The sequence below is a fragment of the Leisingera sp. M523 genome (assembly GCF_025141335.1).
GTDB lineage: Bacteria > Pseudomonadota > Alphaproteobacteria > Rhodobacterales > Rhodobacteraceae > Leisingera.
On record NZ_CP081036.1, the window covers coordinates 3,162,701 to 3,189,449 of the forward strand.

Sequence of the window (26,749 nt, forward strand, 5' to 3'; positions counted from 1 at the left end):
TTTGCGCTAGTACACCCGCCGCAAGCGAATTTTCTAAGGCACGACCGGCCTGTCCCGTTTGATCGTGCGCAGCACCACATTGGTCTGGGCGCTGGCAACTGCTGGCAGGCGGAACAGGAAATCCTCCAGAAACCGGTTATAGGCATCCAGATCCGGAGCCAGGACCCGCAGGTGATAATCGGACTGCCCAGTTGTTGCGTAACATTCCTGAACCAGCGGACTGCTCTCCACCGCGCGAATGAATTCCACCAGTTTGTCCGGGTCGTGGCGGGTTAAATGCACGTGCACGATAGCCTGGAACCCCAGCCCCATTGCCGGTGCATTCACCACCGCACCGTAACGTTCAATAATGCCCGCCTCCTCCAACGCCCGCACCCGGCGCCACAGAGCCGACGGCGACATGCCCACGGCCTCAGCCAGATCGGCGTTGGAGATGCGGGAGTCTTCCTGCAGCAAGGTGAGGATACGGGAATCGCGGTCGTCAAGTTTCATATTCCGGTCACTTTCTTCACCAAATAACTGCCGTCCGGTCAATTAAACCATAAATTCCCGTAAAAACAGCAACTCGGGCAAATCTTTTCAGACATTGTGGATTACTTTTCCGGAAAGCACCTATTCCGCGCAAGGACTCCCCGAGATGACCAAGCTGAGCCACGATTTCCGCAGCTACAAGCTGGACGACCGGTACGAAATGACCCAGGGCCGGGTTTTCCTGACCGGCACCCAGGCCTTGGCCCGGATTATGCTTGATCAGGCGCGCCGCGATCAGGAGGCCGGCTTGAATACCGCAGGCTTTGTCTCAGGTTACCGCGGCTCGCCTTTGGGCGCGGTCGATTTGGAATTCTGGCGCGCCAAGGACCGGATGCGGGCAAACCGGATCAAGTTCATGCCTGCGGTGAACGAGGACCTTGGCGCAACAGCTGTCCTGGGTGCGCAGCAGGCCGTGCTGGACCCGCATTGCGAGGTCGGGGGGGTGTTTTCCATGTGGTACGGCAAGGGGCCGGGCGTCGACCGCTCCGGCGATGCGCTGAAGCATGGCAACGCCTATGGCTCCTCCGCAAAGGGCGGTGTGCTGGTGGTGGCTGGTGACGACCACGGCTGTGTCAGTTCCTCGATGCCGCATCAGTCGGATGTGGCCTTCATGTCCTGGTTCATGCCGGTGCTGAACCCCGCAGATGTGTCGGAGTATTTGGCTTTCGGCGAATACGGCTTTGCCCTGTCGCGCTACTCCGGCACTTGGGTGGGGTTCAAGGCGGTGTCGGAAACCGTGGAAAGCGCGCGCTCGGTGGACCTGCAGCCGGATCGCGAATTCATCTACCCGGAGCTGGCGGATTACCCGGGCGGCTTGCATATCCGCCGCGCCGACCTGCCCTCCCCCGAGATTGAGACCCGCATTCACGCCAAGCTGGATGCAGTTCGTGCCTTTGCCGAGGCCAACCCGATCGACAAGCGGATTTACGACATCAAGGACGCGCGTTTTGGCTTTGTTTCCACCGGCAAAGGGCATCTGGATCTGATGGAAGCGCTGCGGCTTCTGGGGCTGGATGAGGCCGCCTGCCGCCGCCTGAAGATCGACATTTACAAAGTCGGCATGGTCTGGCCGCTGGACCGCACCGACGCGCTGAAGTTCGTCAAAGGCAAGCAGGAAGTGCTGGTTGTCGAGGAAAAGCGCGGCATCATTGAAAGCCAGTTCAAGGAAAACTTCTATGACTGGCCCGGCAGCAAGCCCGAAAAGATGGTCGGCAAATACGACAGCCAAGGGGAACCTCTGATCCCCTGGACCGGGGAGCTGAGCCCGCTGCTGCTTGCCCCCATTGTTGCCGCGCGGCTCGATAGTTTTTTCCCGGAGGAAAACCTGCCAGCCAAGGCGGCAGCGCTGACCGCGGAACCGCCGAAGCTGTTGAACGTGCCTGGCGCCACCCGCACGCCCTATTTTTGCTCCGGCTGCCCGCACAACAGCTCCACCAAGCTGCCCGAAGGATCCAAGGCGTTTTCCGGCATCGGCTGCCATGTGATGGCCAGTTGGATGGACCGCGATACAGCCGGCTATGCGCAGATGGGCGGCGAAGGCGTGCCCTGGACTGTGGCCTCGCAGTTCAATGGAAACAAGCATGTGTTCCAGAACCTGGGCGAAGGCACCTGGTATCATTCCGGCTCGCTGGCAATCCGCCAGGCAGTCGCGGCCGGCACCAATATCACTTACAAGATCCTGTATAATGACGCGGTGGCGATGACGGGCGGCCAGCCGGTGGACGGACCGGTCTCGGTGCATGGTATCGCCCAGACCTGCCGCGCCGAGGGGGTGGAACGGATTGCATTGGTCTCGGACGACATCGGCAAGTTTGTCCGCAGCGACTTCCCCGCCGGCACCACCTTCCATGACCGCAGCGCGCTGGACACGGTACAGCGGGAATTGCGGGACATCTCCGGCGTCACTGTTCTGATCTACGAACAGACCTGCGCCACTGAAAAACGCCGCCGCCGAAAGCGGGGCAAGATGGAGGACCCGAAACGCTTTGCCTTCATCAACGACCTGGTGTGTGAGGGGTGCGGCGATTGCTCGGTTGAATCCAACTGCCTGAGCGTCGAGCCGAAGGAAACGCCCTTTGGCCGCAAGCGCAAGATCAACCTGTCCACTTGTAACAAGGATTTCTCCTGCCTGAACGGCTTCTGCCCCTCTTTTGTCACTGTCGAAGGGGGCACCCGGAAGAAGAAAAAGCCCGCTGGTCTGGACGCCGCCGCATTGACTGCCAAACTGCCGGCGCCGGAACTGCCCTCTCTCAAGACGCCGTTCGACCTGCTGGTCACCGGAGTCGGCGGCACCGGTGTTGTCACCGTCGGCGCTCTGATCACCATGGCGGCGCATCTGGAAGGCAAAGGATCAAGCGTACTGGATTTCACCGGCTTTGCGCAGAAGTTCGGCACTGTCCTCAGCTACATCCGGCTGTCCAAAGAACCCGGCACCTTAAACCAGGTGCGCATCGAACAGGGCGGCGCGGATGCGGTTATCGGCTGCGACGTGGTGGTCAGCTCGGCGCCCAAGGCCTCGGCCCATTACCGCGCAGGCACCAAGGTGGTGCTGAACCGGGCGGAAATGCCCACTGGCGATCTGGTGCTGCGCCGCGATGCTGATTTGATGGCAGGCCTGCGCGAGAAAACCATTGCCGAGGCCGTCGGAGAGCAAAACCTGTCCGGTTTCAACGCCAATGAGGCCGCCGAGACAATGCTGGGCGACGCTGTGCTGGCAAATGTCATGATGCTGGGTTTTGCCTGGCAGCAAGGGCTGGTGCCGGTCAGTGCCGGGGCGCTGGACCAGGCGATTGAGCTGAACGGCGTTGCCATTGAAAGAAACCGCCTCGCCTTTGCCATCGGCCGCGCCATGGCGGAGGACCCGAAACTGGTCGCCAGCCACTTTGAGGAGACGCCCGCAAAGACGGAAACTCTGGACGCGCTGATCGAACGCCGCGCCACTTTCCTCACCGGCTATCAGAACATGGCTTATGCGGGGCGTTACACCGCTGCCCTGAACCGGTTCCGCGACGCTCTGCCCGCAGAGGCGCAGGAAGAACTGACCGCAGCCGCGGCGCGGGCGCTATTCAAACTGATGGCTTACAAAGACGAATATGAAGTTGCCCGGCTGCTGACCAGCGACGCCTTCCAGCACCAGCTAGAGGATGAGTTCGAAGGGGATTTCAGTGTCAAGTACCACCTCGCGCCGCCTTTGCTGAACTGGAAAAAGGACACCCGCGGACGCCCGGTAAAACGGGCCTTTGGGGCCTGGCTGCGACCGGCGATGCACTTGCTGGCCAAGGGCAAGACGTTGCGCGGTTCGGCCTTCAACATCTTCGGCTACCACGAGGAAGCCCGCCTGCACCGCGATCTGCTGACCTGGTTTGAGGCCGCGCTGAAGACCATCGCCAGCCGTTACAGTGCCGATGCGCATGAGGCCTGCCTGAAGGTACTGAAAGCGCCAATGGATATCCGCGGCTATGGCCCGGTCCGGCTGAAAGCGGCTGAGGAGGCGCGCGCGCAGGCTGAGGATATTCTCCGCAGCCTGTAACACCACACGCCCGCGGCCGCGGCTGGTGCCTCAGACGTCCCAGTGCTGTTTGGTGAATTCGGTAAAGTCCGACATCTCTTCGGACAACGGCTCGCGCCCGGTAAAAACCTTGAGATACTCAGGCGTCACCTCCAGCCGGTGCGCGTGGCTTTCATTCGGATCCGCCATCTCATAGCCGAGCTGCATGTAGTACAGCACCTTGGCCCGGGTCACTGCTTCCCGGTCCGCATAGCCGTAGCGGGCAAACATCGCCGTCAGCGCCTCGACCCGGCGCCGGTCCGAGCGGTCCAGCAGGCTGCGCACCTTGCCGGAACGGCGCGACCAGTCACGCACGGCAAAGTCCAGCGCAGTGTTGAACAGATCAGGGTTGGCGATGCACTGGAACACATTCAGCACTGCCCCGGTGATGGCCTTGGCCGGCGCCTCGGCCTGGCGGACCATGCCGGCGGTATTGGTCTGCTCCCAGGTCTTGAGCAGCGCATCCAGCAAGTCCTGGCGTGATTTGAAATACCAGTAGAACGACGAACGCGAAACCTGCATCCGCTCGGCCAGCGCCAGCACTTTCACCTGCTCCACCCCGTCCGAGATCAGCACGTCCATCGCGACATTCAGCCAATCGTTGCGGGTGACCTTAATGTTGCCGACCAGCGGCTCGGCTTCCGGATCGTCCCGGTGCAGAACAGTTTTTTGCGCCATGTGCGGCCTTTCGGAATGCGTGCGTTCCCTGGCATCCTATGCCGGGCTGACTGCTGGCGCCAACAAGGCAATCCTGTCTGCAGCCATTTGCGGCAAGGACCGAGTGGCGCCGGGGCCACAGCATGTCGGCAGCCTCCGGAGGGCAGGATTTTACATTGCACCATAAAACACGTGCCGGCACGCTAATGTGAGAAACTGTTATTCCTCCTTGGGACACCGGACCGAAAACACCGGATATGCAGGGCGATTGCGGGCTGACGGCACTGGGCGGCGCCCACAGTGCAACCGGGAAACCCATCAATTTTTCCTTGCACAACGGGCATCTGGGCAAATGGGGTTTGACTAAGCAGCCTTCAGCGCGCGAAGGTGAAGCCAAAAAACAGGGGAAAACACGATCTCATGAGTGCCTTGAACCAGCCGGGCGGACAATTCTGAATGCGCCCGCTGCTTTCCGTTGAAAATCTCAGCATTGGGTTTGGCAAGGGCGGCTCCGTCGTGAAGGACGTGAGCTTTGCTGTGCAGCCAGGCGAAACACTCGCCTTGGTCGGGGAAAGCGGCTCGGGCAAAACGGTCTCTTGCCGGGCGGTGCTGCGTATCCTGCCAAAGGTGGCGCAGCTGCGCTCCGGGCGCATTTTGCTGAACACCCGCGGCAGCGAGCTTGACCTTGCGACGCTTGACGAACGGCGGATGCGCGACGTGCGCGGCAATACCGTCGCAATGATTTTTCAGGAGCCGATGCGCTCGCTTTCCCCGCTGCACCGGATCGGAAATCAGGTGTCCGAAGTGCTGTGGCTGCATGGCCGCAAGTCCGAACGCAAGGCACGCAAGGAGGTCCTTGAATGCTTTGAGCGGGTCGGGTTCTCCGATCCGGAACGCACCTACAGATCTTATCCTTTCGAACTGTCCGGCGGGATGCGCCAGCGGGCGATGATCGCCATGGCCATGGTGGCCAAGCCGGACCTGCTGATCGCGGATGAGCCGACCACGGCGCTGGACGTGACCACACAGGCCCAGGTTCTGGGGCTGATGAAAGAACTGCAGCGCGAAACCGGTATGGCGATGATCCTGGTCACGCATGATCTGGGGGTGGTCGCCAATATGGCAGAGCAAGTGGTGGTGATGCACAAGGGCCGGGTAATGGAATCCGGCCGTGCGGAACCGATGCTGCGCACCCCTGCCCACCCCTACACTAAGGCCCTGTTCAACGCTGCCCCGGAAATCCCGGATGAAGCGGTCGTCGCCATCCCGCCGTCACGCGATGACCTGATCATGGAAATGAAGTCGGTCTCCAAGACCTACACATTAAGAGCCGGCAAGGGCTGGCAAGCTCCGACCCTGATCCACGCCTGCCGCGAGGTTGATTTGCGGTTGGCCCGCGGAAAAACCCTGGCAGTTGTCGGCGAAAGCGGCTCGGGCAAGACCACGGCGGCACGAATTGCCCTGGGGGCAGAACTGCCGGATCCCGGCGGCGAGGTGCTGTTCCGCCCTGATCCTGATCAGCCGGCGGTCACAGTGCACAGCATGGACCGCACCGCGCGCACCGCCTTTCAGCGGCAGGCCCAGATGGTGTTCCAGGATCCTTACTCCTCGCTGTCGCCCCGGATGCGCATTCAGGACACTTTGGTGGAGCCGCTGGAAATCCACCGCATCGGTTCCCGCGCCGAACGCCGGGACAAGGCGGCGGACATGCTGCGGCTGGTCGGCCTGTCCCCGGACATGCTGAAACGCTACCCGCACGCGTTTTCCGGCGGTCAGCGCCAGCGGCTGTCGATCGCGCGTGCGCTGATGCTGGAGCCGGCGCTGATCGTCTGCGACGAGCCGACCTCGGCGCTGGATGTTTCAGTGCAAGAACAGATCCTGCTGCTGCTGGAGGAAATCCGCGACCGGCAGAACCTGTCTTATCTGTTCATCAGCCATGATTTGGCCGTGGTGGCCCGCATCGCAGATGAGGTCGCCGTGATGCGGCGAGGACTGATTGTCGAGCAGGCACCGCCGGAAACCTTGTTCTATAATCCTCAGCACCCCTACACCAAGGCGCTGATCGCAGCCCAGCCGGAACCCGATATTGACCGGCCTATCGACTTGAAACTGGTGGCCCAGGGCGCAGGCGCGCCGGACTGCTGGCCCGAGGAATTCCGCTTTAACGGATCTGATGCCCCGCGACTGGTAAACCTGAAACATCTGGAACCCGGCCATAAGGTGCGCTGCCATGCTTGATGTCCTGAAACCCCTTTTGACGGCTGCCTTCTGCCTTGCCCCGCTTTCTGCCCTGTGCGGCCCCGAGGTCCAGGAAAGCAAGTTCTGGAGTTCCGAAGTCAAGGCGGGCTATCTGCCCCCAGTGGCCAAACGCCTGCCAGAGGTGCCGCTGGTGGTCGACTTGGCGGCCAAGGGCCGGGACTTTGGCATCGAGGGCGGCACGCTGAACACCATGGTGACCCGTTCCAAGGATATCCGCCAGATGGTGGTATACGGCTATGCCCGCCTGGCGGGCTATGACGAACGCTACCGGCTGCAGCCTGACATTCTGCTGGGTTATGAGAACGAAGGGAACCGGCGTTACACCCTGAAACTGCGGCGCGGCCACCGCTGGTCCAGCGGCGATCCCTTCACCTCTGCCGATTTCCGCTACTGGTGGGAAGATGTCGCCAACCATAAGCTGCTCAGCCCGGCCGGTCCGCCGGATTTCCTGCGTGTGAACGGCAAGCTGCCGCGCGTAAGCTTCCCGGACGAAACCACAATCATCTATGAATGGGACGACCCGAACCCCAGTTTCCTGCACATGCTGGCCCAGGCGCGCCCGCCTTTCATCTACCGGCCGGCGGAATACTTGAAACAATTCCACGCCGATTACGCCGACCCGGATGTGCTGGAAGAGGAAGTCGACTATGCCCGCGTCAAAAGCTGGGCTGCGCTGCACAACAAATACGACAACATGTACAAGTTCGATAACCACGAGCTTCCGACGCTGCAGCCCTGGATCAACGCCTCGCCAGGCAAGAAGATCCGCCACCAGTTCGTGCGCAACCCCTATTACCACCGGATCGACAGCCGCGGCGTGCAGCTGCCCTATATCGACACCGTGGAAATGGAAATCGTGACCGCCGGCCTGGTAGCGGCCAAGTCCAACGCAGGGGAAGCCGACCTGCAGGCCCGCGGTTTGGGGTTCCGGGATATTCCGATCCTGCGCAAAGGCGAAAAAGACGGCGCAAACTACAAGACTTATCTCTGGGGCTCCGGTGCCGCCTCGCAGATTGCAATCTATCCGAACCTGAATGCCAAGGATCCGGTCTGGCGCGAGGTGCTGCGCGATGTCCGGGTGCGCCGGGCGTTGTCCTTGGCCATCAACCGCCGGGCCATCAACCGGGCGCTCTATTTCAACCTGGCCAAGTCCGGCGCCATGACGGTGCTGGAACAGAGCGAGTTTTTCGACCCCGCCCTGCGTGCTGCCTGGGCGGATTTCGACCCGGAGCAGGCCAACCGGCTGCTGGACGAAGCCGGCCTTACAAAGAAAGACGCCTATGGCATCCGCTATCTGGAAGACGGGCGGCTGATGGAGCTGGTCGTGGAAACAGCCGGTGAGCGTCAGGAAGTCGAGAATGCACTGCAGATAATCTCGGACGACTGGCGTGATGTCGGGGTCAAACTGGTGATGCGCCCGCTGGACCGCGACATCCTGCGCAACCGGGTGTTTTCCGGCAGCACCATGGCTTCTGCCTGGTTCGGCTGGGACAATGGCTTGCCGCAGGTCTACACCTCGCCTGCCTATCTGGCGCCAACAGACCAGGTGTTCCTGTCCTGGCCGAAGTGGGGCCAGTTCTATCAAACCGGCGGCGACGCAGGCGAGCCGCCAGACATGGCTCCGGCACAGCAGCTGATGGATCTGATGCAGGACTGGAACATGGCCACCACAGATGCCGAGCGTGCCGCCGCCTGGCGCGCCATGCTGCAGATCCACGCTGATCAGGTTTATGCCATCGGGGTTGTGGCCGCCGCACCGCAGCCCGTCGTGGTCAGCAACCGCCTGCGCAATGTGCCCAAACAGGCAATATGGGCCTGGGACCCCGGTGCCCATTTCGGCCTTTACCGTCCGGATGAGTTCTTTTTTGAGGATGGCCAGGGCTGATGGAAATTCTGCGTTACGCCATTTACCGCTTTGGCACCATGCTGCTTACGCTTCTGGTGGTGTCGGTGCTGGTCTTTGCCATTATCAACCTGCCGCCGGGCGACTATCTGTCGAACCAGATTGCCGAGCTGCAGGCCACCGGCCAGTCCGCAGGTGTCGCCAAGGCGGAATTCCTGCGGCAGGAATATGCGCTCGATAAACCGCTGTGGCAGCAATACATGATCTGGATGGGCTTCATGCCCGGCCCGCACGGGTTCTCCGGCATGATCCAGGGAAATTTCGGCTGGTCATTCGAGTTCGACAGCCCGGTTGCCGATATCGTCGGCGACAGCCTGTGGCTTACAGTTCTGGTAAACCTGTCCGCCGTGGTTTTTGTCTATGCAGTGGCGCTGCCGCTGGGGGTGCTGGCTGCCGCACGGGCCCGCACTTGGATTGATTACACCTCGGCCTTTATCGGTTACCTGGGTCTCGCTACGCCAAACTTCCTGCTGGCGCTGATCCTGTTCTACTATGGCCACCGCTGGTTTGATCTGCCGATCGGCGGGCTGATGGCCCCCGAATACGAAGGCGTGCCGATGAACTGGGACAAAGTGAAGTCCATTCTCGTCCATCTGATCGTTCCAACCTTCGTGATCGGCACTGCCGGAGCGTCCGCGATGATGCAGCGCCTGCGCGCCAACATGCTGGACGAACTTGGCAAGCCTTATGTGGAAACTGCCATCGCCAAGGGAATGAAACCCTCACGGATGCTGGCCAAGTATCCGCTGCGCGTCGCCTTCAACCCCTTTGTCGCCGACATCGGCAACCTGCTGCCGGCAATGATCTCAGGCTCGGTGCTGGTGTCGGTGGTGCTGGGGTTGCAAACCATCGGGCCAACCCTGCTGACGGCGCTTAAAACCCAGGACATGTTCCTGTCGGGCTTCGTGCTGATGTTCGTCGCTTTGCTTACGCTGATCGGCACCATGGTTTCAGATGTTCTGCTGGTGCTGCTTGACCCGAGGATCCGGTATGAGGGGCGCGGCGCATGACCCGGCTGCCTGATGGACGTTATGTCGATGATGAACCTTTCGACCCGCAGGCCTCGCTGCTGGAGCTGGAGCGCAAGGACCTGGACGCGCCGAACTGGCTGCTGGTCTGGCGCAAATTCAAGACCCACAAGCTGGGACTGATTTCAGGCCTGTTCCTATTGGTCGCCTACCTCATGATCCCGTTCGCCGGCTTCCTTGCGCCCTACGGACCAAACCAGCGCTTTTCAGAGCATCTGTATTCCCCGCCGCAATCGATCAAGCTGTTCCACGAGGGCGCGTTCGTGGGACCCTTCGTTTATCCAATGACCTCCGAGGCCAACCTGGAAACTTTCCAGTGGGAGTTCAGTCCCGACACCTCGCGTCCGCTGAAGCTTGAATTCTTCTGTGAGGGCCAAACCTATAAACTGGCCGGTCTCATCGAAAGCAACCGCCACCTGTTCTGCGCAACCGAAGAGGCGACGATCTTTATCCTGGGGTCCGACCGGCTGGGCCGCGACATCTTCAGCCGCGTTTCCTATGGTGCCCAGCTGTCGCTTACCGTCGGGCTGATCGGCATTTCCGTGTCCTTCGTCCTTGGCATCTTCTTTGGCTCAATGGCCGGGTATTTCGGCGGCAAAACCGATTGGCTGATCAACCGGGTGATCGAAGTCCTGCGGTCCCTGCCCGAGCTGCCCTTGTGGCTGGCGCTGTCTGCCGCGGTGCCCTCGAACTGGTCGCCGGTTGCGGTGTTCTTTGTCATCTCGATCATCCTTGGCATTCTCGACTGGCCGGGGCTGGCAAGATCAGTGAGGGCAAAATTCCTGTCCCTGCGCGAAGAGGAATACGTGCGCGCTGCCGAAATGATGGGGGCCTCTTCCGGCCGCGTCATCCGCAAACATCTGCTGCCGAACTTCATGTCGCATCTGATCGCCTCGGCCACCCTGTCAATCCCGGCGATGATCCTGGGCGAGACCGCGCTGTCATTCCTCGGCCTTGGCCTGCGCGCGCCGGCGGTCAGCTGGGGCGTGATGCTGAATGATGCGCAAAACCTGGCCTCGATCGAAATCTACCCCTGGACCGCGATCCCGATGCTGCCGATTGTGATTATTGTTCTGGCATTCAATTTCCTCGGTGACGGGTTGCGCGACAGCCTGGATCCTTACCAGCAATGACCCTGCTCACTGCCCTGCCGGCGCCTGGCAGCTACCGCCTCACCGGCACAGGACACTGGCGCAGCGCCTTTGCGGTGACAGAACTTGCCAATACCTCAGTCGCCGCCGTGGGGTTGGAACTGGCGCGGCTGGTAAAGGCGCTGAACCTTGCGCCCGTTGCCCCGGACGTCACGGTGGACCAGCGCCTGGCTTCATTCTGGTTCAGCTACAGTTTCCGCCCCGAGGGCTGGGAGCTTCCCAGCCTGTGGGATCCGGTGGCCGGCAATTATGAAACCGCAGATGGCTGGATCCGCCTGCACACCAACCTGCCGCACCACCGGCAAGCTGCCCTGAAAGTACTAGACTGCGCGGGAGACCGCGCAGCCGTGGCAGTTGCCGTGAAACAATGGCAGGCCAGTCATCTCGAAGACGAAATCGTAAACGCAGGTGGTGCGGCCGCCGCCATGCGCAGCCGAGCGGCTTGGCTGTCGCATCCGCAAGGTCTTTCTGTGGCGGCGGAACCGCTGATCCTATGGCGGTCGCCCCGTGTTATCCAACTGCGTGAGCGGCCAAAGGCAACAGCCGAACGCCCGCTGGCCGGATTGAGAGTGCTGGACCTCACGCGGGTTTTGGCCGGCCCGGTTTCCACCCGCACTCTGGCCGGATTTGGCGCCGATGTGCTGCGTATCGACCCGCCCGGCTGGGACGAGCCTGGTGTCATCACCGATGTTGCGCTGGGTAAGCACATGGCCACCCTGGATCTGCGCAATACAGTGGACCGCCAGCGGTTTGAGGCGTTGCTGTCCAAGGCCGATGTGCTGGTGCATGGCTACCGTCCCGGTGCGCTGGATGGTCTGGGCTACGGCGCGGACGCCCGCCGCCGGATCGCTCCCAATGCGGTTGAAGCCTCTCTGGATGCCTATGGCTGGACCGGCCCCTGGGCCCTGCGGCGCGGTTTTGACAGCCTCGTGCAGATGAGTGCTGGCATCGCCGATACAGGCCGGGTCCAGGCCAAGGCGGACGATCCGCAGCCTTTACCGGTACAAGCGCTGGACCATGCCACGGGTTATTTGATGGCAGCAGCGGTGCTCTCGGCCTTGGTAACTGCTGCCCAAGGGGCGGCAGTGCCCGCTGCGCATCTATCGCTTGCCCGCACCGCAAAACTGCTTGGCGGAATACAGAAATGTGCCGGCGGACCGTATGTCGCCAAACCGGCACACAGCGACTTCACCCAGGAGATCGAAAACAGCGGCTGGGGGCTGGGCCGCCGCCTTGCTGCGCCGCTTGCCCTGGACACCAGCAAAATGCGCTGGGGCCGGCCCGCCTCCCATTGCGGCAGCGCCCCGGCATGCTGGCCGGAATAACCAATAAAAATGCGACGCTGCCCCTTCTGGCTTGCAGCCAGTTCACCCCGGGATATTTTCAACCAGAACGAAACCGGCTTCCGCAGCGGCGGCTTCTTTCTGGGAGAAACACCCCCGCCGGAGGCAGCGGCGCGCGCCAGCGCGGCGCCACGCCCAACCCCAAGCGGAGCGCGCTAGCGGTCCAGCGCGGGGGCGGGAGGCCGCCGGTCAGGTATCTGCTCAGCGGTCATCGCCGCCCGGGCCGCCCATCTCGTCCAGAAGATCTTCGTCAATCGCCGCCTGCACTGCCCCGGCGGCAGCCTCCTTCTGTTTCGGCGTCATCTCTTCGGCCTGGTCCGGCGCCATCCGCACAGTGACCTCACGATGGGCAAATCTGATGCCCTCGCGGGCAAACAATTCACGGATCTCCTGGTACACCCGTTTGCGGACAATCCACTGATCCCCCGGTTTGGTCATGAATTTCACGCGAATGATCATCGCTGAATCCTGCATCTCGATCACACCCTGGGACTTCAGCGGCTGAATGAAGGTATGTCCGACGACCGGGTCATCCATCAGCTTCTGGCCAAGCTTCTTGATCAGCTTGCGAACCTTCTCCACGTCAGTGTCATAGGTGACGCGCATCGGCAGCTTCATCATCACCCAGTCACGCGAGTAATTGGTCAGAACCTTGATCTCGCCAAAGGGGATCGTGTGCAGCGCACCGAGGTGATGGCGCAGCTGGAAAGACCGCACCGAGATCTTCTCGACCGTGCCCTTTACGTCGCCGATGTCGATGTACTCGCCCTTGCGGAAGGCATCATCGATCAAGAAAAAGGCGCCAGAGAAAATATCCCGCACCAGCGTCTGCGAACCAAAGCCAACCGCAAGACCGACAACACCGGCACCGGCGAACAGCGGGCTGACATTGATACCCAGTTCCAGCAGCACGATCAGCACGATCGAGACCAGCACAACCGCCAGGATCGTGCCCCGGAACAAGGGCAGCAAAGTAGCCAGGCGGCTGGCCCCCCCGGCACCGCCTTCATCACCCAGCTCAGCCTCCGAAACATCGCCGGTTTCCTCATCGATCTTGCTGTCGATCCAGATCCGGAACAGGTGATAAACGATATAGCCGATGAACAGGATCACCGTCACATCGATCACCCGTTCGGCCGCAGTGGTTTCGGTCCATTGGGCGTCCGGGTTCCAGACGATCACCAGTGAATAGGCCCCGACCACGAAGGCCAGAATGCCTGCCACTCTGCGGGCAAGATCCTGGTAAGTGCCAATCGGGTGTCTTGCAGTGAGTGCATCTGCGGCTTCCGCATCGGTTTCCGCCTCATCCGGAACAGCCTCTTCACCCGGTTGCTCAGAAACACCCTCCGCTTCCGTGGCGGCTCCCTCCGGCCCGGTTGCCGCCATAGCAGCCTGCATTCGCCGGGTGCGGCTGAAATAGCGTTCGATGAAGTAGTTGATCGCGCCATAGACAATCAGGATCGTGGTCAGAACAAAATAGCTGCCCGCCATCAACGGGATCGAAATATCCTTTTCCAGCACCAGGTCAAAGGCCAGCTTAAGCCAGCCAAATGCCATGTAAGCCATCAGAACCGGCGCCCAGGCAACTGCCAGAACACGCACCAGCAAGGAACATTTTTCCGGCACGCGGCCGGCGCGGATGGCGTTGGAAATGGCACGCCCGTTGACCAGCACCATCAGCAGGTTGCCCAGCATCCCCACCAGCGCCAAAACTCCGTAAACCAGCGCGTAGACATTATAGTTCAGACCGAAATCGCCGACCCAGGTGGCAAACAGCGTCGAGGAGATGTCATAGGTCGCCAGCAGGGACGCCCAGATGTAAAGCCGCTTTGCGTCCCGGTCTGAGAACACCGGTATCCGGTACTGGGCCAGGAACGGCGACAGCACCATCCGCCACAGATCGGACACCGTGCGGGCCAGGAAAAACGCCGTGTAGACAGCCGTTGCCGTAAATTCGATTGAGGGGTCGCCCGAAGCGCCGAAGATCAGATAGGAAATGAGAGCCGCGAAAACCATCGCAAAAACAGTGCCCCCGACCCCCATCAGGAAGCGGTACACAAGGAATGGCATCTTTTCCTGATAGCCTTCCGGGTTGGCCTGGATCCGTGCGACCACAAAACGCTTGGCGATGCGTTTGCCATAAATCTCTGTCGACAGCCAGCGCCCGATCAGCAGGAACAAAACGCTCCAGCCCAGCACTTCGGCATAGGTCATTATGCGGCCGTCCGGGCTGGTTTGGCGCAGAATGTACTGCATCTCAAAAATTGAATAGGGCAGCGCCTCAAGCCGGCTGTTCAGTTCTGCCCGAAAGGCGGCAACCCTGGATTGTGCTTTCATCAGCGCCGACGGCTGCTCCATCGTGTCGGATGCAGGATGGTCCGCTTCCTGCTCCTCGTCCGGCGGCGCGTTCAGCAACTGGCCGCTGCTGTCCACCACGACCACACTGACACCGCTTTGCGCCGCCTGTTCGATCGCACGGGACAACGTATCGGCTCCGTTCGCTTCACTTTCCTGCGCGCCGGCGTGAGCGGCCAGGCCAAAACTCAGCAGGCCGCAAATGAGAACCCGGAACAAAACGTGCAGCATGACCGCCTATCCTTTTGGAAACTTGCGTCAAATTAACCACGCAGCAGAGCGTTGCGCAAATGGCGCGGACGCAATTTCCTGTGCGGCAGGCAACAAAGGCGCATGATTGCATGCACACAGGCTCCGGGCTATACCAATTCATATACCCGCCCCTTGGGCGGACTGCTGCAGAGCCTGGGCTGGCAAACACCCTCCGGGCTTGAGCAGCAGCAAAAGCAAACACTGACCGTGCCCCCGCCGCAACCGGCTTCAGGGGCGCGCAAACTGAGGCGGAAGATGGCGGAGCACACGAGCACGCGCCCGGGGACGAGCGGCAAAACCGGCTGGCCTGGTTCCTGCGCCGCCGGTCCCGGATTTCAGCCATCCGCCGCCCGGCAACCCGATCAGGCAATTCAATGACGACCGCAAGCACCACACCGGCAACGGCGGGCACCGGCGCCCGCGGGCCGCGGATCATGTTCTACAGCCATGACACTTTCGGGCTGGGGCATCTGCGCCGTTCACGTGCGCTGGCAGGTGCGCTCACCTCTGCCAACCCCGACGCCTCGGCGCTGATCCTGACGGGTTCACCGGTTGCGGGGCGGTTTTCCTTCCCGACCCGGGTCGATCATGTCCGCCTGCCGGGTGTGATCAAGCGTACCGACGGCTCTTATGCCTCGCGCACCATGGGCATGAGCATCGAAGAAACTGCTGATCTGCGCGCTGCGCTGATCCGCTCCACAGTGGAGCAATACGACCCTGATGTGCTGGTGGCCGACAAGGAACCCACCGGCTTTCGCGGTGAGCTGATGCCGGCGCTGGACCTGCTGAAATCGCGGGGCCGCTGCAAGATGGTGCTGGGCCTGCGCGATGTGCTGGACGAGCCTGAGGTGCTGGCCGCCGAATGGGAGCGCAAGCACGCGGTTGAGGCCACCCGCGATTTCTATGATGAAATTTGGGTCTACGGGCCGCGGTCCGTGTACGATCCGACGGCGGGGCTGCCCTTCACCCCGCAGATGCAGGCCCGGATGCATTGGACCGGCTACCTGCGCCGCGATCTTGGCCAGGTGGGGGAGCCGCCCGAACAGCCCTATCTGCTGGTCACCCCTGGCGGCGGCGGCGATGGCGAGATGATGGTGGACCTGGTGCTGTCGGCCTATGAAGCCGACGCGGAGCTTTCCCCGCGCGCCGTGCTTGTCTATGGCCCTTTCCTGTCCGGGGAAACCCGCGAGGATTTCGAGGAGCGTGTCGCCCGGCTGAATGGCAGGGTTACCGCAGTTGGCTTTGAATCACAGATCGAGACGCTGTTTGCCGGCGCCCAAGGGGTGGTCTGCATGGGCGGCTATAATACCTTCTGCGAGGTCTTGTCCTTTGACAAACCCGCCGTGATCGTGCCCCGCACCACGCCGCGGCTGGAGCAATGGATCCGCGCCAGCCGGGCCGAGGAAATCGGCCTTACCACCATGCTGGACGAAACCCGTGACGGCTGGACACCCCCATCCCTGGCCAAGGCGATCCGCGCGCTGGCCACCCAGCCGCCGCCCTCTGCCGCCGGGTCTGAGGGGCTGCTGGACGGACTCGACTACGTGACCGGCCGGGTTGCCGCGCTGCTGCAGGACACCCGGAAAGAGGCCGCTGAATGACCCTTGCCCGTCCGCCCCTTGCGGTGGTGGTCAAGGGCTGGCCGCGGCTGTCCGAAACCTTCATTGCACAGGAACTGGTTGCCCTGGAGGCCGCCGGCCACGCGTTTGAGATCTGGTCGCTGCGCCACCCCACCGACATCAAGCGGCACCCGCTGCATGCGCAGCTGCAGGCGCGCGTGAACTACCTTCCCGAATACCTCCATGATGAGCCGGAGCGGGTCTGGCGCGCGCGCACGATGGCGCAACAACTGCCCGGCTATGCTGAGGCCTACCGCATCTGGCGCGCCGATCTGCGCCGTGATCTGACACCCAACCGCATCCGCCGCTTTGGCCAGGCCTGTGTGCTGGCCGCGGAAATGCCCGCGGAAGTGCTGGGGCTTTACGCCCACTTCCTGCACACGCCGTCCTCCGTTGCGCGTTATGCCGCGATCATGCGCGGGCTGCCGTGGAGCTTTTCAGCCCACGCCAAGGACATTTGGACCTCGCCCGATTGGGAGCTAGAGGAAAAGCTCTCCGCCGCCCACCACGGCGCGGCCTTCGGCGCCACCTGCACCGGCTTTGGCGCCAAACACCTGCAACAGATGGCCGATACGCCCGACCGGGTTGATCTGGTTTACCACGGGCTGGATTTGTCGCGGTTCCCCGCCCCCCCTGAACGCGGTCTGCGCCAGCCGCAGGATCCGATCCAGTTCATGTCAGTGGGGCGTCTGGTCGAGAAAAAAGGCTTTGACCGGCTGATCGCTGCCATGGCTCTGCTGCCTGCGGGGCTGGACTGGCACTGGACCCATATCGGCGGTGGCGGATTGGGCGAATTGCTGCAGGGCATGGCTGAGGATGCGGGCATTGCCAGCCGCATCACCTGGCGCGGCGCCTGCGACCAGCCCGAGGTGATTGAGGCGATGCGCCGCTCGGATCTGTTTGTGCTGCCCAGCCGGGTGGCTGCGGACGGCGACCGCGACGGGCTGCCCAATGTGCTGATGGAGGCCGCCTCGCAATCCCTGCCAATCCTGTCGACGCCGGTTTCTGCGATCCCGGAGTTCATCACTCATGGAACCCATGGCCTGCTGAGCGAGGACCGCCCCGAGGCGCTGGCCGAAACCCTGCTGTATGCTGCCCGGCACCCGCAACGGCTGGCAGAAATGGCCGCCGCAGCGCTGGCCCGCCTGCGCACTGATTTCGGCATGGATCCCGGCATCGCCCAGCTGTCCAGGCGACTGCATGCCATGCTGCAAGGAAGCTGACCGGCCATGCAGCCGGGAGCCGGAAAGCGGGTTGCCTTCTACGCACCGATGAAGCCGCCGCATCACCCGGTGCCCTCCGGCGACCGCGAGATTGCCCGCAACCTGATGGAGCTGCTCACCGCCAGCGGTGCGGCGGTGCAGCTGGTTTCAGACTTGCGGATCTATGACAAGACCGGCGACGCGGCGCTGCAGGCAAGCCTGCGCAATCAGGCCGAGGCCGAGGCTGAAAGACTGATCCGTTGCATGCCCGATGCGGATCTCTGGGTCAGCTATCACAATTATTACAAGGCGCCAGATCTGATCGGCCCTGCCGTCGCCCGCGCCCGCGGCATTCCTTATGTGCAGATCGAATCCACCCGCGCCATGAAACGCCTGACCGGGCGATGGGCCGGATTTGCCATAGCTGCTCACGCCGCTGCCGACGCTGCCGCGGTGATCTTCTACTTCACCGAGCAGGACCATTTTGCATTGAACCGCGACCGCTGCGGCGCACAGGCTGTGGCCCATCTGCCCCCCTTCCTGCCGCTGGATCAGCTGCCCGAAGCCTCGTCGTTGGACGGGCCGATGCTGACCGCCGGCATGATGCGTCAGGGTGACAAGCTGGCCTCTTACCAAATCATCTCGGAAATGCTGTCTCATCTGCCTGGCGATTGGCGGCTGGACATTGTCGGCGACGGCCCCGCCCGCAGCGAGGTCGAAGCACTAATGGCCCCTTACGGACACAAAGTGCGCTTCCTCGGCCTGCTTTCCCGCGAGGAGCTGGCAGCCGCCTATGGCAACGCCAGCCTGTTCCTTTGGCCGGGCGTGAACGAAGCTTTTGGCATGGTTTATCTGGAAGCCCAGGCCCATGGTCTGCCCATCGCAGCCCAGGACCGGCCCGGCGTGCGGGATGTGCTGCTGCCCGCTGGCTATCCCGCTCCGGATCAGGGGGCCGAGGCTCTTGCAGGTTTTACCGCGGTCTTGCTTGCAAACCCCGAACTGCGCGTTGAGTCTGGCAAGGATGCACGTGACCTCATTTCTTCCCGCCACCTTGCCCCCGCCGCCGCCCGGCAGTTCTGGGCAACCGTTCTGCCGCTGATGGAGACCCGCGTATGATCCGCCTCGCCCTTTTGCGTCATGGCCACACTGCCTGGAACCGCGCCGGCCGCATCCAGGGCCGCAGTGACATCCCGCTGGATGATCAGGCCCGCGAAGAGCTGCGCGGCTACGCCCTGCCCGCTGACTGGCCGCAGGCAAACCTATGGTCCAGCCCGCTGATGCGCGCGGCGGAGACCGCAGAACTTGTTGCAGGCCGCGCACCCAGCACTGCGCATGAACTGACCGAAATGAACTGGGGCGACTGGGAGGGGCTGCAGGGGCAGGACCTGAAGGCCGACCCAGCCAGCGGTTTCCGCGATATCGAGAACTGGGGCTGGCACTACCGCCCGCCCGGCGGTGAAACCCCTGCCGAGGTCTGGACCCGTATTGAACCCTGGCTGCGCAGTCTGACGCGGGATACAGTGGCGGTCTGCCACATCGGCATCATGCGGATGATCCTGGCACGTGCACATGGTTGGGACTTCAATGGCCCCGCCCCCTTCCGCATCAAACGCAACCGGCTGTTTGTGGTGGAAATCAGCGGCGCCGCCCTTATGCCTTGGCCCGAACCGGTCCGGCTGGTCCGTAAGATCGCGCCATGAAAGTTCTGATCGCCGTCACCCATCTGCTTGGCACCGGCCACTTGGCCCGCGCGCTGACATTGGCCCGCGCTTTCACCGCTGCCAGCCATCAGGTTCAGGTGGTTTCCGGTGGCTTCCCTGCCCCGCAGCTCGACACGGATGGAACCGATCTGATCCAACTGCCGCCCTTGCGTTCCGACGGAGTCGATTTCACCCGTCTGCTGGCAGAGGACGGAACGCTGGCGGACGCGGCCTACATGATCCGGCGCCAAGACGTTCTTTGTGCCGCTCTGAACGAAATGCAGCCTGATGTGCTGATTACCGAACTTTACCCCTTTGGCCGCCGCTCGTTGCGCAAGGAGTTCCTGGCGCTGCTTGATGCCGCACATGCGTTGCCCCGGCGGCCGGTGATCCTGTCCTCAATTCGTGACATTCTCGCCCCGCCCTCCAAACCCGAAAAAGCGGACAAAGCCGATGCCGTAATCGCCCGGTTCTATGACGCGGTGCTGGTCCACTCCGACCCCGCAGCAACAAAGCTCGAGGCCAGCTGGCCGGTCAGCCGCATGCTTGCGGGCAAGCTGCGTTATACCGGTTACGTTGCCCCTCCTGCTGCCGGGCCGCATCCGTCACAGGCAGGATCAGGCGCGGTGCTGGTCAGTGCTGGCGGCGGCAGCGTGGGCACGCCGCTATACCAGGCAGCACTTGACGCGGCAAAGCTGATGCCGGACACGCCCTGGCGGCTGCTGGTTGGCGGATCAGACGCTGCAGCGCGCATCGCGGATTTTGCCAAGGCAGGCTCCCCCGCCCTGCTGGAACCAGCGCGCAAGGATTTCCGCCAAATGCTCTCCCATGCCGCGGCCTCGGTCAGCATGTGCGGCTACAACACTGCTCTGGACCTGCTGCAAGTCGGCACGCCTGCGGTGCTGATCCCGTTTGATGCCGGGAATGAAACTGAGCAAGGCCTGCGCGCTGCCAGCCTTGCGCCCCTGAACGGCGTCCAAGTGGTCAAAACCGCAGATCTCTCAGCCAGGACGCTATGCGCTGCGGTCAAGGCGGTATTGCACGCACCGCCGCGGGTTGCAGGCGGTTTCAGGTTTGACGGCGCCGCCCGGAGTGTGGAGATTGCCGCAGAACTTGCGGGAGGGCGCGAATGACACCGGATTGGAGCGGGCTGGACCGGGAACTGGAGCACTGGCAGACGGCAGGATTGACGCTGCCTTTGTGGTGGCGGGATGATGACGCGATGTCCCATTCAACCGAGCTAGAGCGTTTGGCAGCACTGTCTGCGAACCTGGACCTGCCTGTGCATCTCGCGGTGATCCCGCACGGCGTCACCCCTGATCTTGGCCGTTTTGTTGCAGATCACCCGCAACTGATCCCGGTGGTGCATGGCTGGGCGCATCAGAACCACGCGCCCGCCGGCGAGAAGAAAGCCGAGTTCGGCGCCCACCGCCCGCTGGAGGAACTGCTGGACGATGCCGAGCGCGGCCTGATCTCTCTGCAAGGGATATTCGGCACCAGCCTGCGCCCTATGTTCGTGCCCCCCTGGAACCGGATCTCTCCGGAAATGCTGACATGGCTGGCGGGTACCGGTTTCACGGCAGTTTCCACTTTTACACCGCGCAAAAGCGCCAAACCCGCCTCCGGCCTGCTGCGGGTGAACACCCACCTGGATCCCATCGACTGGAAAGGCACCCGCAGCTTGCTGCCACCGGAGCAGCTGATTGCACAGGTAACACGCCAGCTGCACGACCGCCGTCTCGGCGATGCCGACAATGCAGAGCCTTACGGCCTTCTGACCCACCACCTGGTGCATGACCAGGCGGTCTGGGATTTTACTGCCGCCCTTGCACGGCGCCTGCTGGATGGCCCGGCAGAGGCCTGGATATATGATGAAAGGATGTCCTGAATGAGCCGTCTTGATTCCATGCTGCGCCGCCTCACCGCCCAGCGCGACGGGCTGAACTGGGCCGCAGATCAGGTCACCCCGCTGGACGGCGATGTGCTGGACATGGGGCTTGGCAACGGCCGCACCTATGATCACCTGCGTGAAACGCTGCCCAGCCGGCGGATCTGGGTCATTGACCGGTTGCTGCAATGCCATCCCTCCTGCGTGCCGCCGGAGCAGGATTTCCTGCAAGGCGAGGCAAAACCAATGCTGGAACGGCTGGCATCCGAGGGGCGCAAGATCGCCTTGGCGCATTATGACTTCGGCTTCGGGATCAAGGAAAAGGATGTCGCCGAGGCCGCCGCCCTCTCCCCCGTCATCGCGCAGGTCATGGCCCCTGGCGGCATCATCGTCTCCGGCCAGCCGCTGGTTGGTTTTGAAGAACTGGACGGCCCGGACGGCATCCAGCCTGGGCGCTATATGTTCTACCGGGCCGGCTGATCCCGGTCACCGCCCGGCCCATTGGCCGGGCAGCGCACGCCCCCGCCCCAAGAGGGCGGGCGCTCCTCCCGCTGCCGGACTCTGTGCAGCTCAGGCCACACGCTCCCCGCGCGACCAGACACCGCGCAGGACAGGCGCGCCGGCCTTCAGCCGGAACCGGATCAGATCGGCTCGCTTGCCGGTTTCCAGCCGCCCGCGATCGCTCAGCGCAACAGCATCTGCCGGCGCATGGGTTACCGTACCCAGCCCGCGCGCCATATCGCCCCACAGCTCGCCCAGCTGAACTGCCGCCATCAGCAAGGCCGCGGGTACATAGTCTGACGACAAAATGTCCAGCAGCTCCAGCTCCGCCAGCTCATGCGCTGCCACATTGCCGGAATGCGAGCCGCCGCGGATCAGGTTCGGCGCCCCCATCATGACTTTGATCCCCTGCGCATGACAGGCCTGCGCCGCCTCTATCGTTGTCGGAAATTCCGCCAGGCTGATGCCATGCCGGGCTGATACAGCCACTTGATCCGCTGTGGTGTCGTCATGACTGGCCAGCACCGCACCGAACCGCCTGGCGGCTTTCACCGCCTCAGCTTCATGCACGTCGCCGTAGGTATCGCGCAGATCTTTCAGATGCGCGACATGGGCCTGAAAAGCCGCATCATCAAACCCATGCTTTCCCTTCACATATTGCTCAAGCTTTGCAATATCGCGGAACTGCCGCTGGCCCGGCGTGTGATCCATCAGCGACACCAGCCCTACACGGTCCGCATCTCCAAACGCATTCAGTTCATCAAGCAGCGTATCGCTGCAAACTTCGGCCCGCAGATGCAGAAAATGCGAGATCTTCAGCGCGTCTGCCGCCCGCAGTTCCAGCAGTTCGGAGGCCAGCTGCCTGGCATAGGCGCCATAGCGGCTTTCCCTGCGGCTGATCGACCCCACGCGCATGGCATCAAACACCGTGGTGATCCCAGTGCCTGCCAGTTCCGCATCATGGGCGATGATGGCGTTGGCATGCGGCCAGTCCACCTTGGGCCGGGGCTGGATGTGGCGTTCCAGATTATCGGTGTGCAGCTCCACCAGCCCCGGGCAGACGCAGTCGCCCTCGCAATCAATTGCGCCTGCCGGAACCGAAGCCCCATCTGCGATATCAGTGATTTCACCACCCGCGATCTTAACACTGCCGGTCCGGGTCTCGCCCGGCAGCACCAGTGTTGCATTGGCAAGGATCAAGTCTTCTGTCATCTGAACTTCACATCTTTCAAGCTATGGAAGGCCACGTTTAGGAGGCCAATGTGACATTCACGCGATACGCGATCTATTACGCCCCGCCCGCTGATGCGGACTGGAGCCGCTTTGCCGCCGCCTGGCTGGGCTGGGACATGGAAGCGGGTCTGGATCTGCCCCACCCGCAGGTTCACGGGCTGGATGTGGCGGCAATCACCGATGTGCCGCGCAAATACGGGCTGCATGCCACCCTGAAGCCGCCGATGCGTCTCGCCGGGGGGCAGACCCGATCGGCGCTTGAAGACGCCTGCGCGGCGCTGGCTGCCACGCAGAAACCGGTCACGCTCGACGGTCTGCAGCTGGCCCGGTTGGGCCGTTTCCTGGCCCTGCGCCCTGCTGGGGACGAAACCGCGCTGAAGGCGCTGGCCGCCGCCTGCGTGACAGAGCTTGACCCGTTCCGCGCGCCTGCGTCCGAGGCTGAGATGGAGCGCCGCCGCGGCGCGGGGCTGCCCCCGGAGCAAGACGCAAACCTCAGCCGCTGGGGCTACCCTTATGTTCTGGACCAGTTCCGCTTTCATATCACCTTGACCGGCAAACTGCCCAAGCCGCAGCTGCCTGCGGTGCAAGACGCGCTCAGCACGCATCTCCTCCCGCTGCTGCCAGCCCCCTTCGTGATCCGGGATCTGGCGCTGGTGGGCGAGGCGCCGGACGGACGGTTCCACCTGATCCATCGCTACGCTCTTTCCGGCTGAATGGCGGCCAGCGCGGCCTGCACTGCCGCGCTCAGCGCACCGCTGTTGTCAATCTCATGCACGCGGGCCAGCCCCTCTGGCAGCGGATTGGCAGCGCGCGTCAGACGGCGCCGTACCTCTTGCGCATCTTCCCGCCCGCGTGCCAGCAGACGCTCTGCCAGAACCTCCGGCGCAGCGGTCACTGACAACACGATGAAATCCCCGAACACGTCCTGTGCCTTCAGCAGCACGGCACGCGAAAGGTTCACCAGCACCCCGCCCGACCCTTCGCGCAGCTTTTCAATGTCGCGTGGAATGCCATAGTGCAGCCCGTGTGCCCGCCAGTGCAGGGCAAAGACTCCATTTTCTGCCAGCGCCGAAAACTCAGGTTCCGTCACCGCCTGATAATCCTCTCCGCCCGCCTCGGGTGCGCGGGTGATAACCCGGCGCATCAGCCGCAGCTGCGGGCCGGATACCGCCAGCGCCGACATCAGGCTGTCCTTGCCGGCACCAGAAGGGCCGACCACGGCAATAACCGGTCCCTTGCCAGCTGCCCCGTTCATGCCGCGGCCTGCGGAGCAAATTTCGAGACATCCGTAAACCGGTCGCAGACCTGCGCACGCGCCGCCTCATCATGGAAGATACCGATGATCGCCGCGCCCCGCGCCTTGGCCCGGTCAATCAGGTCCAGCACGGTGGCGCGGTTCCTGGCATCAAGGCTCGCGGTCGGCTCATCCAGCAGCAGCGCCGGATAGCCGTAGGCAAAGCCGCGGGCGATATTCACCCGCTGCTGCTCCCCGCCCGAAAATGTGGTCGGGCTAAGGCTCCACAGCCGTTCCGGAATGTTCAGCTGCGCCAGCAGCGAGGCCGCCGTATCACGCGCTTGCTCCAGCGGCGTCCCCACTGCCAGCAGCGGCTCAGCCACTACATCCAGCGCCGGCACCCGCGGCACCACACGCAGGAACTGGCTGACATATCCCAGGGTCTCGCGGCGCAACGCCAGGATCTCACGCGGCGCGGCTTTGGCGACATCCACCCCGCCGACCATCACACTGCCGGACGCTGCCAGATAGTTGCCATAGATCACCCGCATCAGGGTGGACTTCCCGGCCCCCGAGGCCCCAGTCAGGCCAACGCATTCACCCGGCTTTACACGCAGCGTGGCGTTTTCCATCACCGGGATCACTGCGCTGCCCTGGTTGTGCAGGGTGAAGCTCTTGCTCACATTGTTCAGTTCAATCATCACCCTGCCCTCAGACTTGCAGCACGCTGGAGACCAGCAGCTGGGTATAGCCATGCTGGGGATCATCCAGCACCTGATCGGTCAGCCCGGTTTCAACCACATGGCCGTCCTTCATCACAATCAGCCGGTCCGCCAAAAGGCGCACAACGGCTAGATCATGGGTGACGATGATGGCGCTCAGCCCCATTTCCCGCACCAGCCCCCGCAACAGATCCAGCAATCGCGCCTGGACCGAAACATCAAGACCGCCGGTCGGTTCATCCATGAACACCAGCCGCGGGCCGGTCACCAGATTGCGGGCAATCTGCAGCCGCTGCTGCATGCCCCCCGAAAAGGCTGACGGGCGGTCATCAATGCGGCTTTCAGAAATCTCCACCCGGCCCAGCCAATCGGCGGCGCGTTCCCGGATCGCGCCATAATGGCGGTCCCCGACTGCCATCAGCCGTTCGCCGATGTTACCGCCCGCGCTGACAGACATGCGCAGCCCGTCGCGGGCGTGCTGATGCACAAACGCCCAGTCGGTGCGGCTGAGCATCCGGCGTTCCGGCTCGGACATGGTGACGGTATCCACCGGACCATCGCTGCGGGTGTCAAAGATCACTTCGCCCCGGTCCGGCGTCAGATGGCCCGCCAGGCTGTTCAGCAGCGTCGATTTACCCGAGCCGCTTTCGCCCACAATCCCCATCACTTCGCCGGGGTAGAGATCAAAGCTCACATCCGTGCAGCCGGTCCGCGCGCCATACATCTTGGCGACGTTTTTCACTTGCAGCAAAGGTGTCATCACGCTGCCTCCTCACCCAGGCGGCCGGTATGGCCTGCGCCGCGCCGCGAGCGGCAGTAATCGGTATCGGAACAGACAAACATCCGGTTGCCCGCGTCATCCAGGATTACCTCATCCAAATAGCTGTCCTCCGCACCGCAAAGGTCGCAAGCGTGATCGGCCTTGCTGGCTTCAAACGGGTAGTCCTCAAAATCGAGGGATACGACTTTGGTATAGGGCGGCACTGCATAAATGCGCTGCTCGCGGCCTGCGCCGAACAGCTGGATCGCAGCCATTTCCATCTTGGGATTGTCGAACTTAGGGATCGGCGAGGGATCCATCACATAGCGCCCTTCCACCTTCACCGGATAGGCATAGGCAGTGGCAATTGCCCCGTGCTGGCTGATGTCCTCATACAGTTTCACATGCATCAGCCCGTATTCCTGCAAGGCATGCATTTTGCGGGTCTCAGTCTCCCTCGGCTCCAGAAACCGCAGCGGCTCCGGGATCGGCACCTGATAGACTAGGATCTGATCCTCGGTCAGTTCCGCTTCGGGGATCCGGTGGCGGGTCTGGATGATGCTAGCCTTCTCCGTCTCCTCGGTAGTCTCCACACCCGCCGTCTTTTCAAAGAACTTGCGGATCGACACCGCGTTGGTGGTGTCGTCAGCCCCTTGGTCAATCACCTTCAGCGTGTCATTCGGCGTCAGCGTGGCCGCCGTAACCTGCACGCCGCCGGTGCCCCAGCCATAAGGCATCGGCATTTCGCGGCTGGCAAAAGGCACCTGGTACCCCGGTACCGCCAGCCCTTTGAGGATCGCCCGGCGGATCATCCGCTTGGTCTGTTCGTCAAGGTATGCAAAGTTGTAGTCAGACATCTTGACC

The 26,749-nt window shown here is 62.7% G+C and carries 22 protein-coding genes; 14 read left to right on the top strand and 8 right to left on the bottom strand.

Annotated features, from left to right (window positions below):
- Nucleotides 1-33: 33 nt before the first annotated feature.
- Entirely contained in the window at nucleotides 34-492 is a 459-nt protein-coding gene (locus K3557_RS15650; RefSeq protein ID WP_027257545.1) for an Lrp/AsnC family transcriptional regulator, read from the bottom strand.
- Between the two features lie 145 nt (nucleotides 493-637).
- Between K3557_RS15650 and K3557_RS15655 the strand changes: the two genes are divergently transcribed.
- The gene (locus K3557_RS15655; RefSeq protein ID WP_259994850.1) at nucleotides 638-4,060 is read left to right on the top strand and encodes an indolepyruvate ferredoxin oxidoreductase family protein; all 3,423 of its coding nucleotides are present in this window, start codon (nucleotides 638-640) and stop codon (nucleotides 4,058-4,060) included.
- A gap of 30 nt (nucleotides 4,061-4,090) precedes the next feature.
- Here K3557_RS15655 and K3557_RS15660 read toward each other — a convergent pair whose 3' ends face one another.
- A complete protein-coding gene (locus K3557_RS15660) occupies nucleotides 4,091-4,756 on the bottom strand; it encodes a TetR/AcrR family transcriptional regulator (protein ID WP_259989761.1) in 666 nt (221 codons plus the stop codon).
- A 435-nt stretch (nucleotides 4,757-5,191) separates the two neighbouring features.
- Here K3557_RS15660 and K3557_RS15665 point away from each other — a divergent pair, with 435 nt between their 5' ends.
- From K3557_RS15665 to K3557_RS15685, 5 genes are read left to right on the top strand one after another with little or no spacing between them, the layout of a single operon-like run.
- Nucleotides 5,192-6,973 carry an ABC transporter ATP-binding protein gene (locus K3557_RS15665; RefSeq protein ID WP_259994851.1) on the top strand — a complete coding sequence of 594 codons (1,782 nt, stop codon included), beginning with the start codon at nucleotides 5,192-5,194 and terminating at the stop codon, nucleotides 6,971-6,973.
- Nucleotides 6,966-8,879, top strand: coding sequence for an ABC transporter substrate-binding protein (locus K3557_RS15670; RefSeq protein WP_259994852.1), 1,914 nt, complete (start codon nucleotides 6,966-6,968; stop codon nucleotides 8,877-8,879). Before K3557_RS15665 ends, K3557_RS15670 begins: the two co-directional genes overlap by 8 nt.
- On the top strand, nucleotides 8,879-9,907 hold the full coding sequence (locus tag K3557_RS15675) for an ABC transporter permease (protein WP_129372020.1): 1,029 nt from the start codon (nucleotides 8,879-8,881) through the stop codon (nucleotides 9,905-9,907). Before K3557_RS15670 ends, K3557_RS15675 begins: the two co-directional genes overlap by 1 nt.
- Nucleotides 9,904-11,058, top strand: coding sequence for an ABC transporter permease (locus K3557_RS15680; RefSeq protein WP_259994853.1), 1,155 nt, complete (start codon nucleotides 9,904-9,906; stop codon nucleotides 11,056-11,058). Before K3557_RS15675 ends, K3557_RS15680 begins: the two co-directional genes overlap by 4 nt.
- Complete coding sequence (locus tag K3557_RS15685) at nucleotides 11,055-12,401, top strand: CoA transferase (protein ID WP_259994855.1); 1,347 nt, start codon at nucleotides 11,055-11,057, stop codon at nucleotides 12,399-12,401. The genes K3557_RS15680 and K3557_RS15685 overlap by 4 nt, the downstream gene beginning before the upstream one ends.
- A gap of 219 nt (nucleotides 12,402-12,620) precedes the next feature.
- On the opposite strand, the gene K3557_RS15690 is transcribed toward K3557_RS15685, so the two are convergent.
- Nucleotides 12,621-15,005, bottom strand: coding sequence for a mechanosensitive ion channel family protein (locus tag K3557_RS15690; RefSeq protein ID WP_259994856.1), 2,385 nt, complete (start codon nucleotides 15,003-15,005; stop codon nucleotides 12,621-12,623).
- A 395-nt stretch (nucleotides 15,006-15,400) separates the two neighbouring features.
- Between K3557_RS15690 and K3557_RS15695 the strand changes: the two genes are divergently transcribed.
- From K3557_RS15695 to K3557_RS15725, 7 genes are read left to right on the top strand one after another with little or no spacing between them, the layout of a single operon-like run.
- Nucleotides 15,401-16,627, top strand: a complete 1,227-nt coding sequence (locus K3557_RS15695; protein WP_259994857.1) for a glycosyltransferase family protein — start codon at nucleotides 15,401-15,403, stop codon at nucleotides 16,625-16,627.
- A complete protein-coding gene (locus K3557_RS15700; RefSeq protein WP_259994858.1) occupies nucleotides 16,624-17,868 on the top strand; it encodes a glycosyltransferase family 4 protein in 1,245 nt (414 codons plus the stop codon). Before K3557_RS15695 ends, K3557_RS15700 begins: the two co-directional genes overlap by 4 nt.
- Before the next feature lie 6 nt (nucleotides 17,869-17,874).
- A complete protein-coding gene (locus K3557_RS15705; protein WP_259994859.1) occupies nucleotides 17,875-18,963 on the top strand; it encodes a glycosyltransferase in 1,089 nt (362 codons plus the stop codon).
- The gene (locus K3557_RS15710; RefSeq protein ID WP_259994861.1) at nucleotides 18,960-19,547 is read left to right on the top strand and encodes a histidine phosphatase family protein; all 588 of its coding nucleotides are present in this window, start codon (nucleotides 18,960-18,962) and stop codon (nucleotides 19,545-19,547) included. The genes K3557_RS15705 and K3557_RS15710 overlap by 4 nt, the downstream gene beginning before the upstream one ends.
- On the top strand, nucleotides 19,544-20,680 hold the full coding sequence (locus K3557_RS15715) for a glycosyltransferase family protein (RefSeq protein ID WP_259994863.1): 1,137 nt from the start codon (nucleotides 19,544-19,546) through the stop codon (nucleotides 20,678-20,680). The genes K3557_RS15710 and K3557_RS15715 overlap by 4 nt, the downstream gene beginning before the upstream one ends.
- Nucleotides 20,677-21,435 (top strand): polysaccharide deacetylase family protein, encoded by a 759-nt coding sequence (locus tag K3557_RS15720; RefSeq protein WP_259994874.1) that lies wholly within the window; start codon nucleotides 20,677-20,679, stop codon nucleotides 21,433-21,435. Before K3557_RS15715 ends, K3557_RS15720 begins: the two co-directional genes overlap by 4 nt.
- Nucleotides 21,436-21,915 (top strand): class I SAM-dependent methyltransferase, encoded by a 480-nt coding sequence (locus K3557_RS15725; RefSeq protein WP_259994877.1) that lies wholly within the window; start codon nucleotides 21,436-21,438, stop codon nucleotides 21,913-21,915.
- A gap of 90 nt (nucleotides 21,916-22,005) precedes the next feature.
- Here the strand turns inward: K3557_RS15725 and K3557_RS15730 are convergent, their stop codons facing one another.
- Complete coding sequence (locus K3557_RS15730; protein WP_259994879.1) at nucleotides 22,006-23,148, bottom strand: alpha-D-ribose 1-methylphosphonate 5-triphosphate diphosphatase; 1,143 nt, start codon at nucleotides 23,146-23,148, stop codon at nucleotides 22,006-22,008.
- A 50-nt stretch (nucleotides 23,149-23,198) separates the two neighbouring features.
- Between K3557_RS15730 and K3557_RS15735 the strand changes: the two genes are divergently transcribed.
- Complete coding sequence (locus tag K3557_RS15735; protein WP_259994881.1) at nucleotides 23,199-23,882, top strand: DUF1045 domain-containing protein; 684 nt, start codon at nucleotides 23,199-23,201, stop codon at nucleotides 23,880-23,882.
- Here the strand turns inward: K3557_RS15735 and phnN are convergent.
- From phnN to K3557_RS15755, 4 genes are read right to left on the bottom strand one after another with little or no spacing between them, the layout of a single operon-like run.
- Complete coding sequence (gene phnN, locus K3557_RS15740; protein ID WP_259994884.1) at nucleotides 23,864-24,424, bottom strand: phosphonate metabolism protein/1,5-bisphosphokinase (PRPP-forming) PhnN; 561 nt, start codon at nucleotides 24,422-24,424, stop codon at nucleotides 23,864-23,866. The genes K3557_RS15735 and phnN overlap by 19 nt on opposite strands.
- Nucleotides 24,421-25,104, bottom strand: coding sequence for a phosphonate C-P lyase system protein PhnL (phnL, locus tag K3557_RS15745; protein WP_259994886.1), 684 nt, complete (start codon nucleotides 25,102-25,104; stop codon nucleotides 24,421-24,423). The genes phnN and phnL overlap by 4 nt, the downstream gene beginning before the upstream one ends.
- Before the next feature lie 10 nt (nucleotides 25,105-25,114).
- Complete coding sequence (phnK, locus tag K3557_RS15750) at nucleotides 25,115-25,885, bottom strand: phosphonate C-P lyase system protein PhnK (RefSeq protein WP_259994889.1); 771 nt, start codon at nucleotides 25,883-25,885, stop codon at nucleotides 25,115-25,117.
- A complete protein-coding gene (locus K3557_RS15755) occupies nucleotides 25,885-26,742 on the bottom strand; it encodes an alpha-D-ribose 1-methylphosphonate 5-phosphate C-P-lyase PhnJ (protein WP_259994891.1) in 858 nt (285 codons plus the stop codon). The genes phnK and K3557_RS15755 overlap by 1 nt, the downstream gene beginning before the upstream one ends.
- Between the last annotated feature and the right edge of the window lie 7 nt (nucleotides 26,743-26,749).

Coding starts and splice junctions, on each gene's coding strand:
- K3557_RS15650 (WP_027257545.1), bottom strand. CDS start 492: ATGAAACTTGACGACCGCGATTCCCGTATCCTCACCTTGCTGCAGGAA.
- K3557_RS15655 (WP_259994850.1), top strand. CDS start 638: ATGACCAAGCTGAGCCACGATTTCCGCAGCTACAAGCTGGACGACCGG.
- K3557_RS15660 (WP_259989761.1), bottom strand. CDS start 4,756: ATGGCGCAAAAAACTGTTCTGCACCGGGACGATCCGGAAGCCGAGCCG.
- K3557_RS15665 (WP_259994851.1), top strand. CDS start 5,192: ATGCGCCCGCTGCTTTCCGTTGAAAATCTCAGCATTGGGTTTGGCAAG.
- K3557_RS15670 (WP_259994852.1), top strand. CDS start 6,966: ATGCTTGATGTCCTGAAACCCCTTTTGACGGCTGCCTTCTGCCTTGCC.
- K3557_RS15675 (WP_129372020.1), top strand. CDS start 8,879: ATGGAAATTCTGCGTTACGCCATTTACCGCTTTGGCACCATGCTGCTT.
- K3557_RS15680 (WP_259994853.1), top strand. CDS start 9,904: ATGACCCGGCTGCCTGATGGACGTTATGTCGATGATGAACCTTTCGAC.
- K3557_RS15685 (WP_259994855.1), top strand. CDS start 11,055: ATGACCCTGCTCACTGCCCTGCCGGCGCCTGGCAGCTACCGCCTCACC.
- K3557_RS15690 (WP_259994856.1), bottom strand. CDS start 15,005: ATGCTGCACGTTTTGTTCCGGGTTCTCATTTGCGGCCTGCTGAGTTTT.
- K3557_RS15695 (WP_259994857.1), top strand. CDS start 15,401: ATGACGACCGCAAGCACCACACCGGCAACGGCGGGCACCGGCGCCCGC.
- K3557_RS15700 (WP_259994858.1), top strand. CDS start 16,624: ATGACCCTTGCCCGTCCGCCCCTTGCGGTGGTGGTCAAGGGCTGGCCG.
- K3557_RS15705 (WP_259994859.1), top strand. CDS start 17,875: ATGCAGCCGGGAGCCGGAAAGCGGGTTGCCTTCTACGCACCGATGAAG.
- K3557_RS15710 (WP_259994861.1), top strand. CDS start 18,960: ATGATCCGCCTCGCCCTTTTGCGTCATGGCCACACTGCCTGGAACCGC.
- K3557_RS15715 (WP_259994863.1), top strand. CDS start 19,544: ATGAAAGTTCTGATCGCCGTCACCCATCTGCTTGGCACCGGCCACTTG.
- K3557_RS15720 (WP_259994874.1), top strand. CDS start 20,677: ATGACACCGGATTGGAGCGGGCTGGACCGGGAACTGGAGCACTGGCAG.
- K3557_RS15725 (WP_259994877.1), top strand. CDS start 21,436: ATGAGCCGTCTTGATTCCATGCTGCGCCGCCTCACCGCCCAGCGCGAC.
- K3557_RS15730 (WP_259994879.1), bottom strand. CDS start 23,148: ATGACAGAAGACTTGATCCTTGCCAATGCAACACTGGTGCTGCCGGGC.
- phnN (WP_259994884.1), bottom strand. CDS start 24,424: ATGAACGGGGCAGCTGGCAAGGGACCGGTTATTGCCGTGGTCGGCCCT.
- phnL (WP_259994886.1), bottom strand. CDS start 25,104: ATGATTGAACTGAACAATGTGAGCAAGAGCTTCACCCTGCACAACCAG.
- phnK (WP_259994889.1), bottom strand. CDS start 25,885: ATGACACCTTTGCTGCAAGTGAAAAACGTCGCCAAGATGTATGGCGCG.
- K3557_RS15755 (WP_259994891.1), bottom strand. CDS start 26,742: ATGTCTGACTACAACTTTGCATACCTTGACGAACAGACCAAGCGGATG.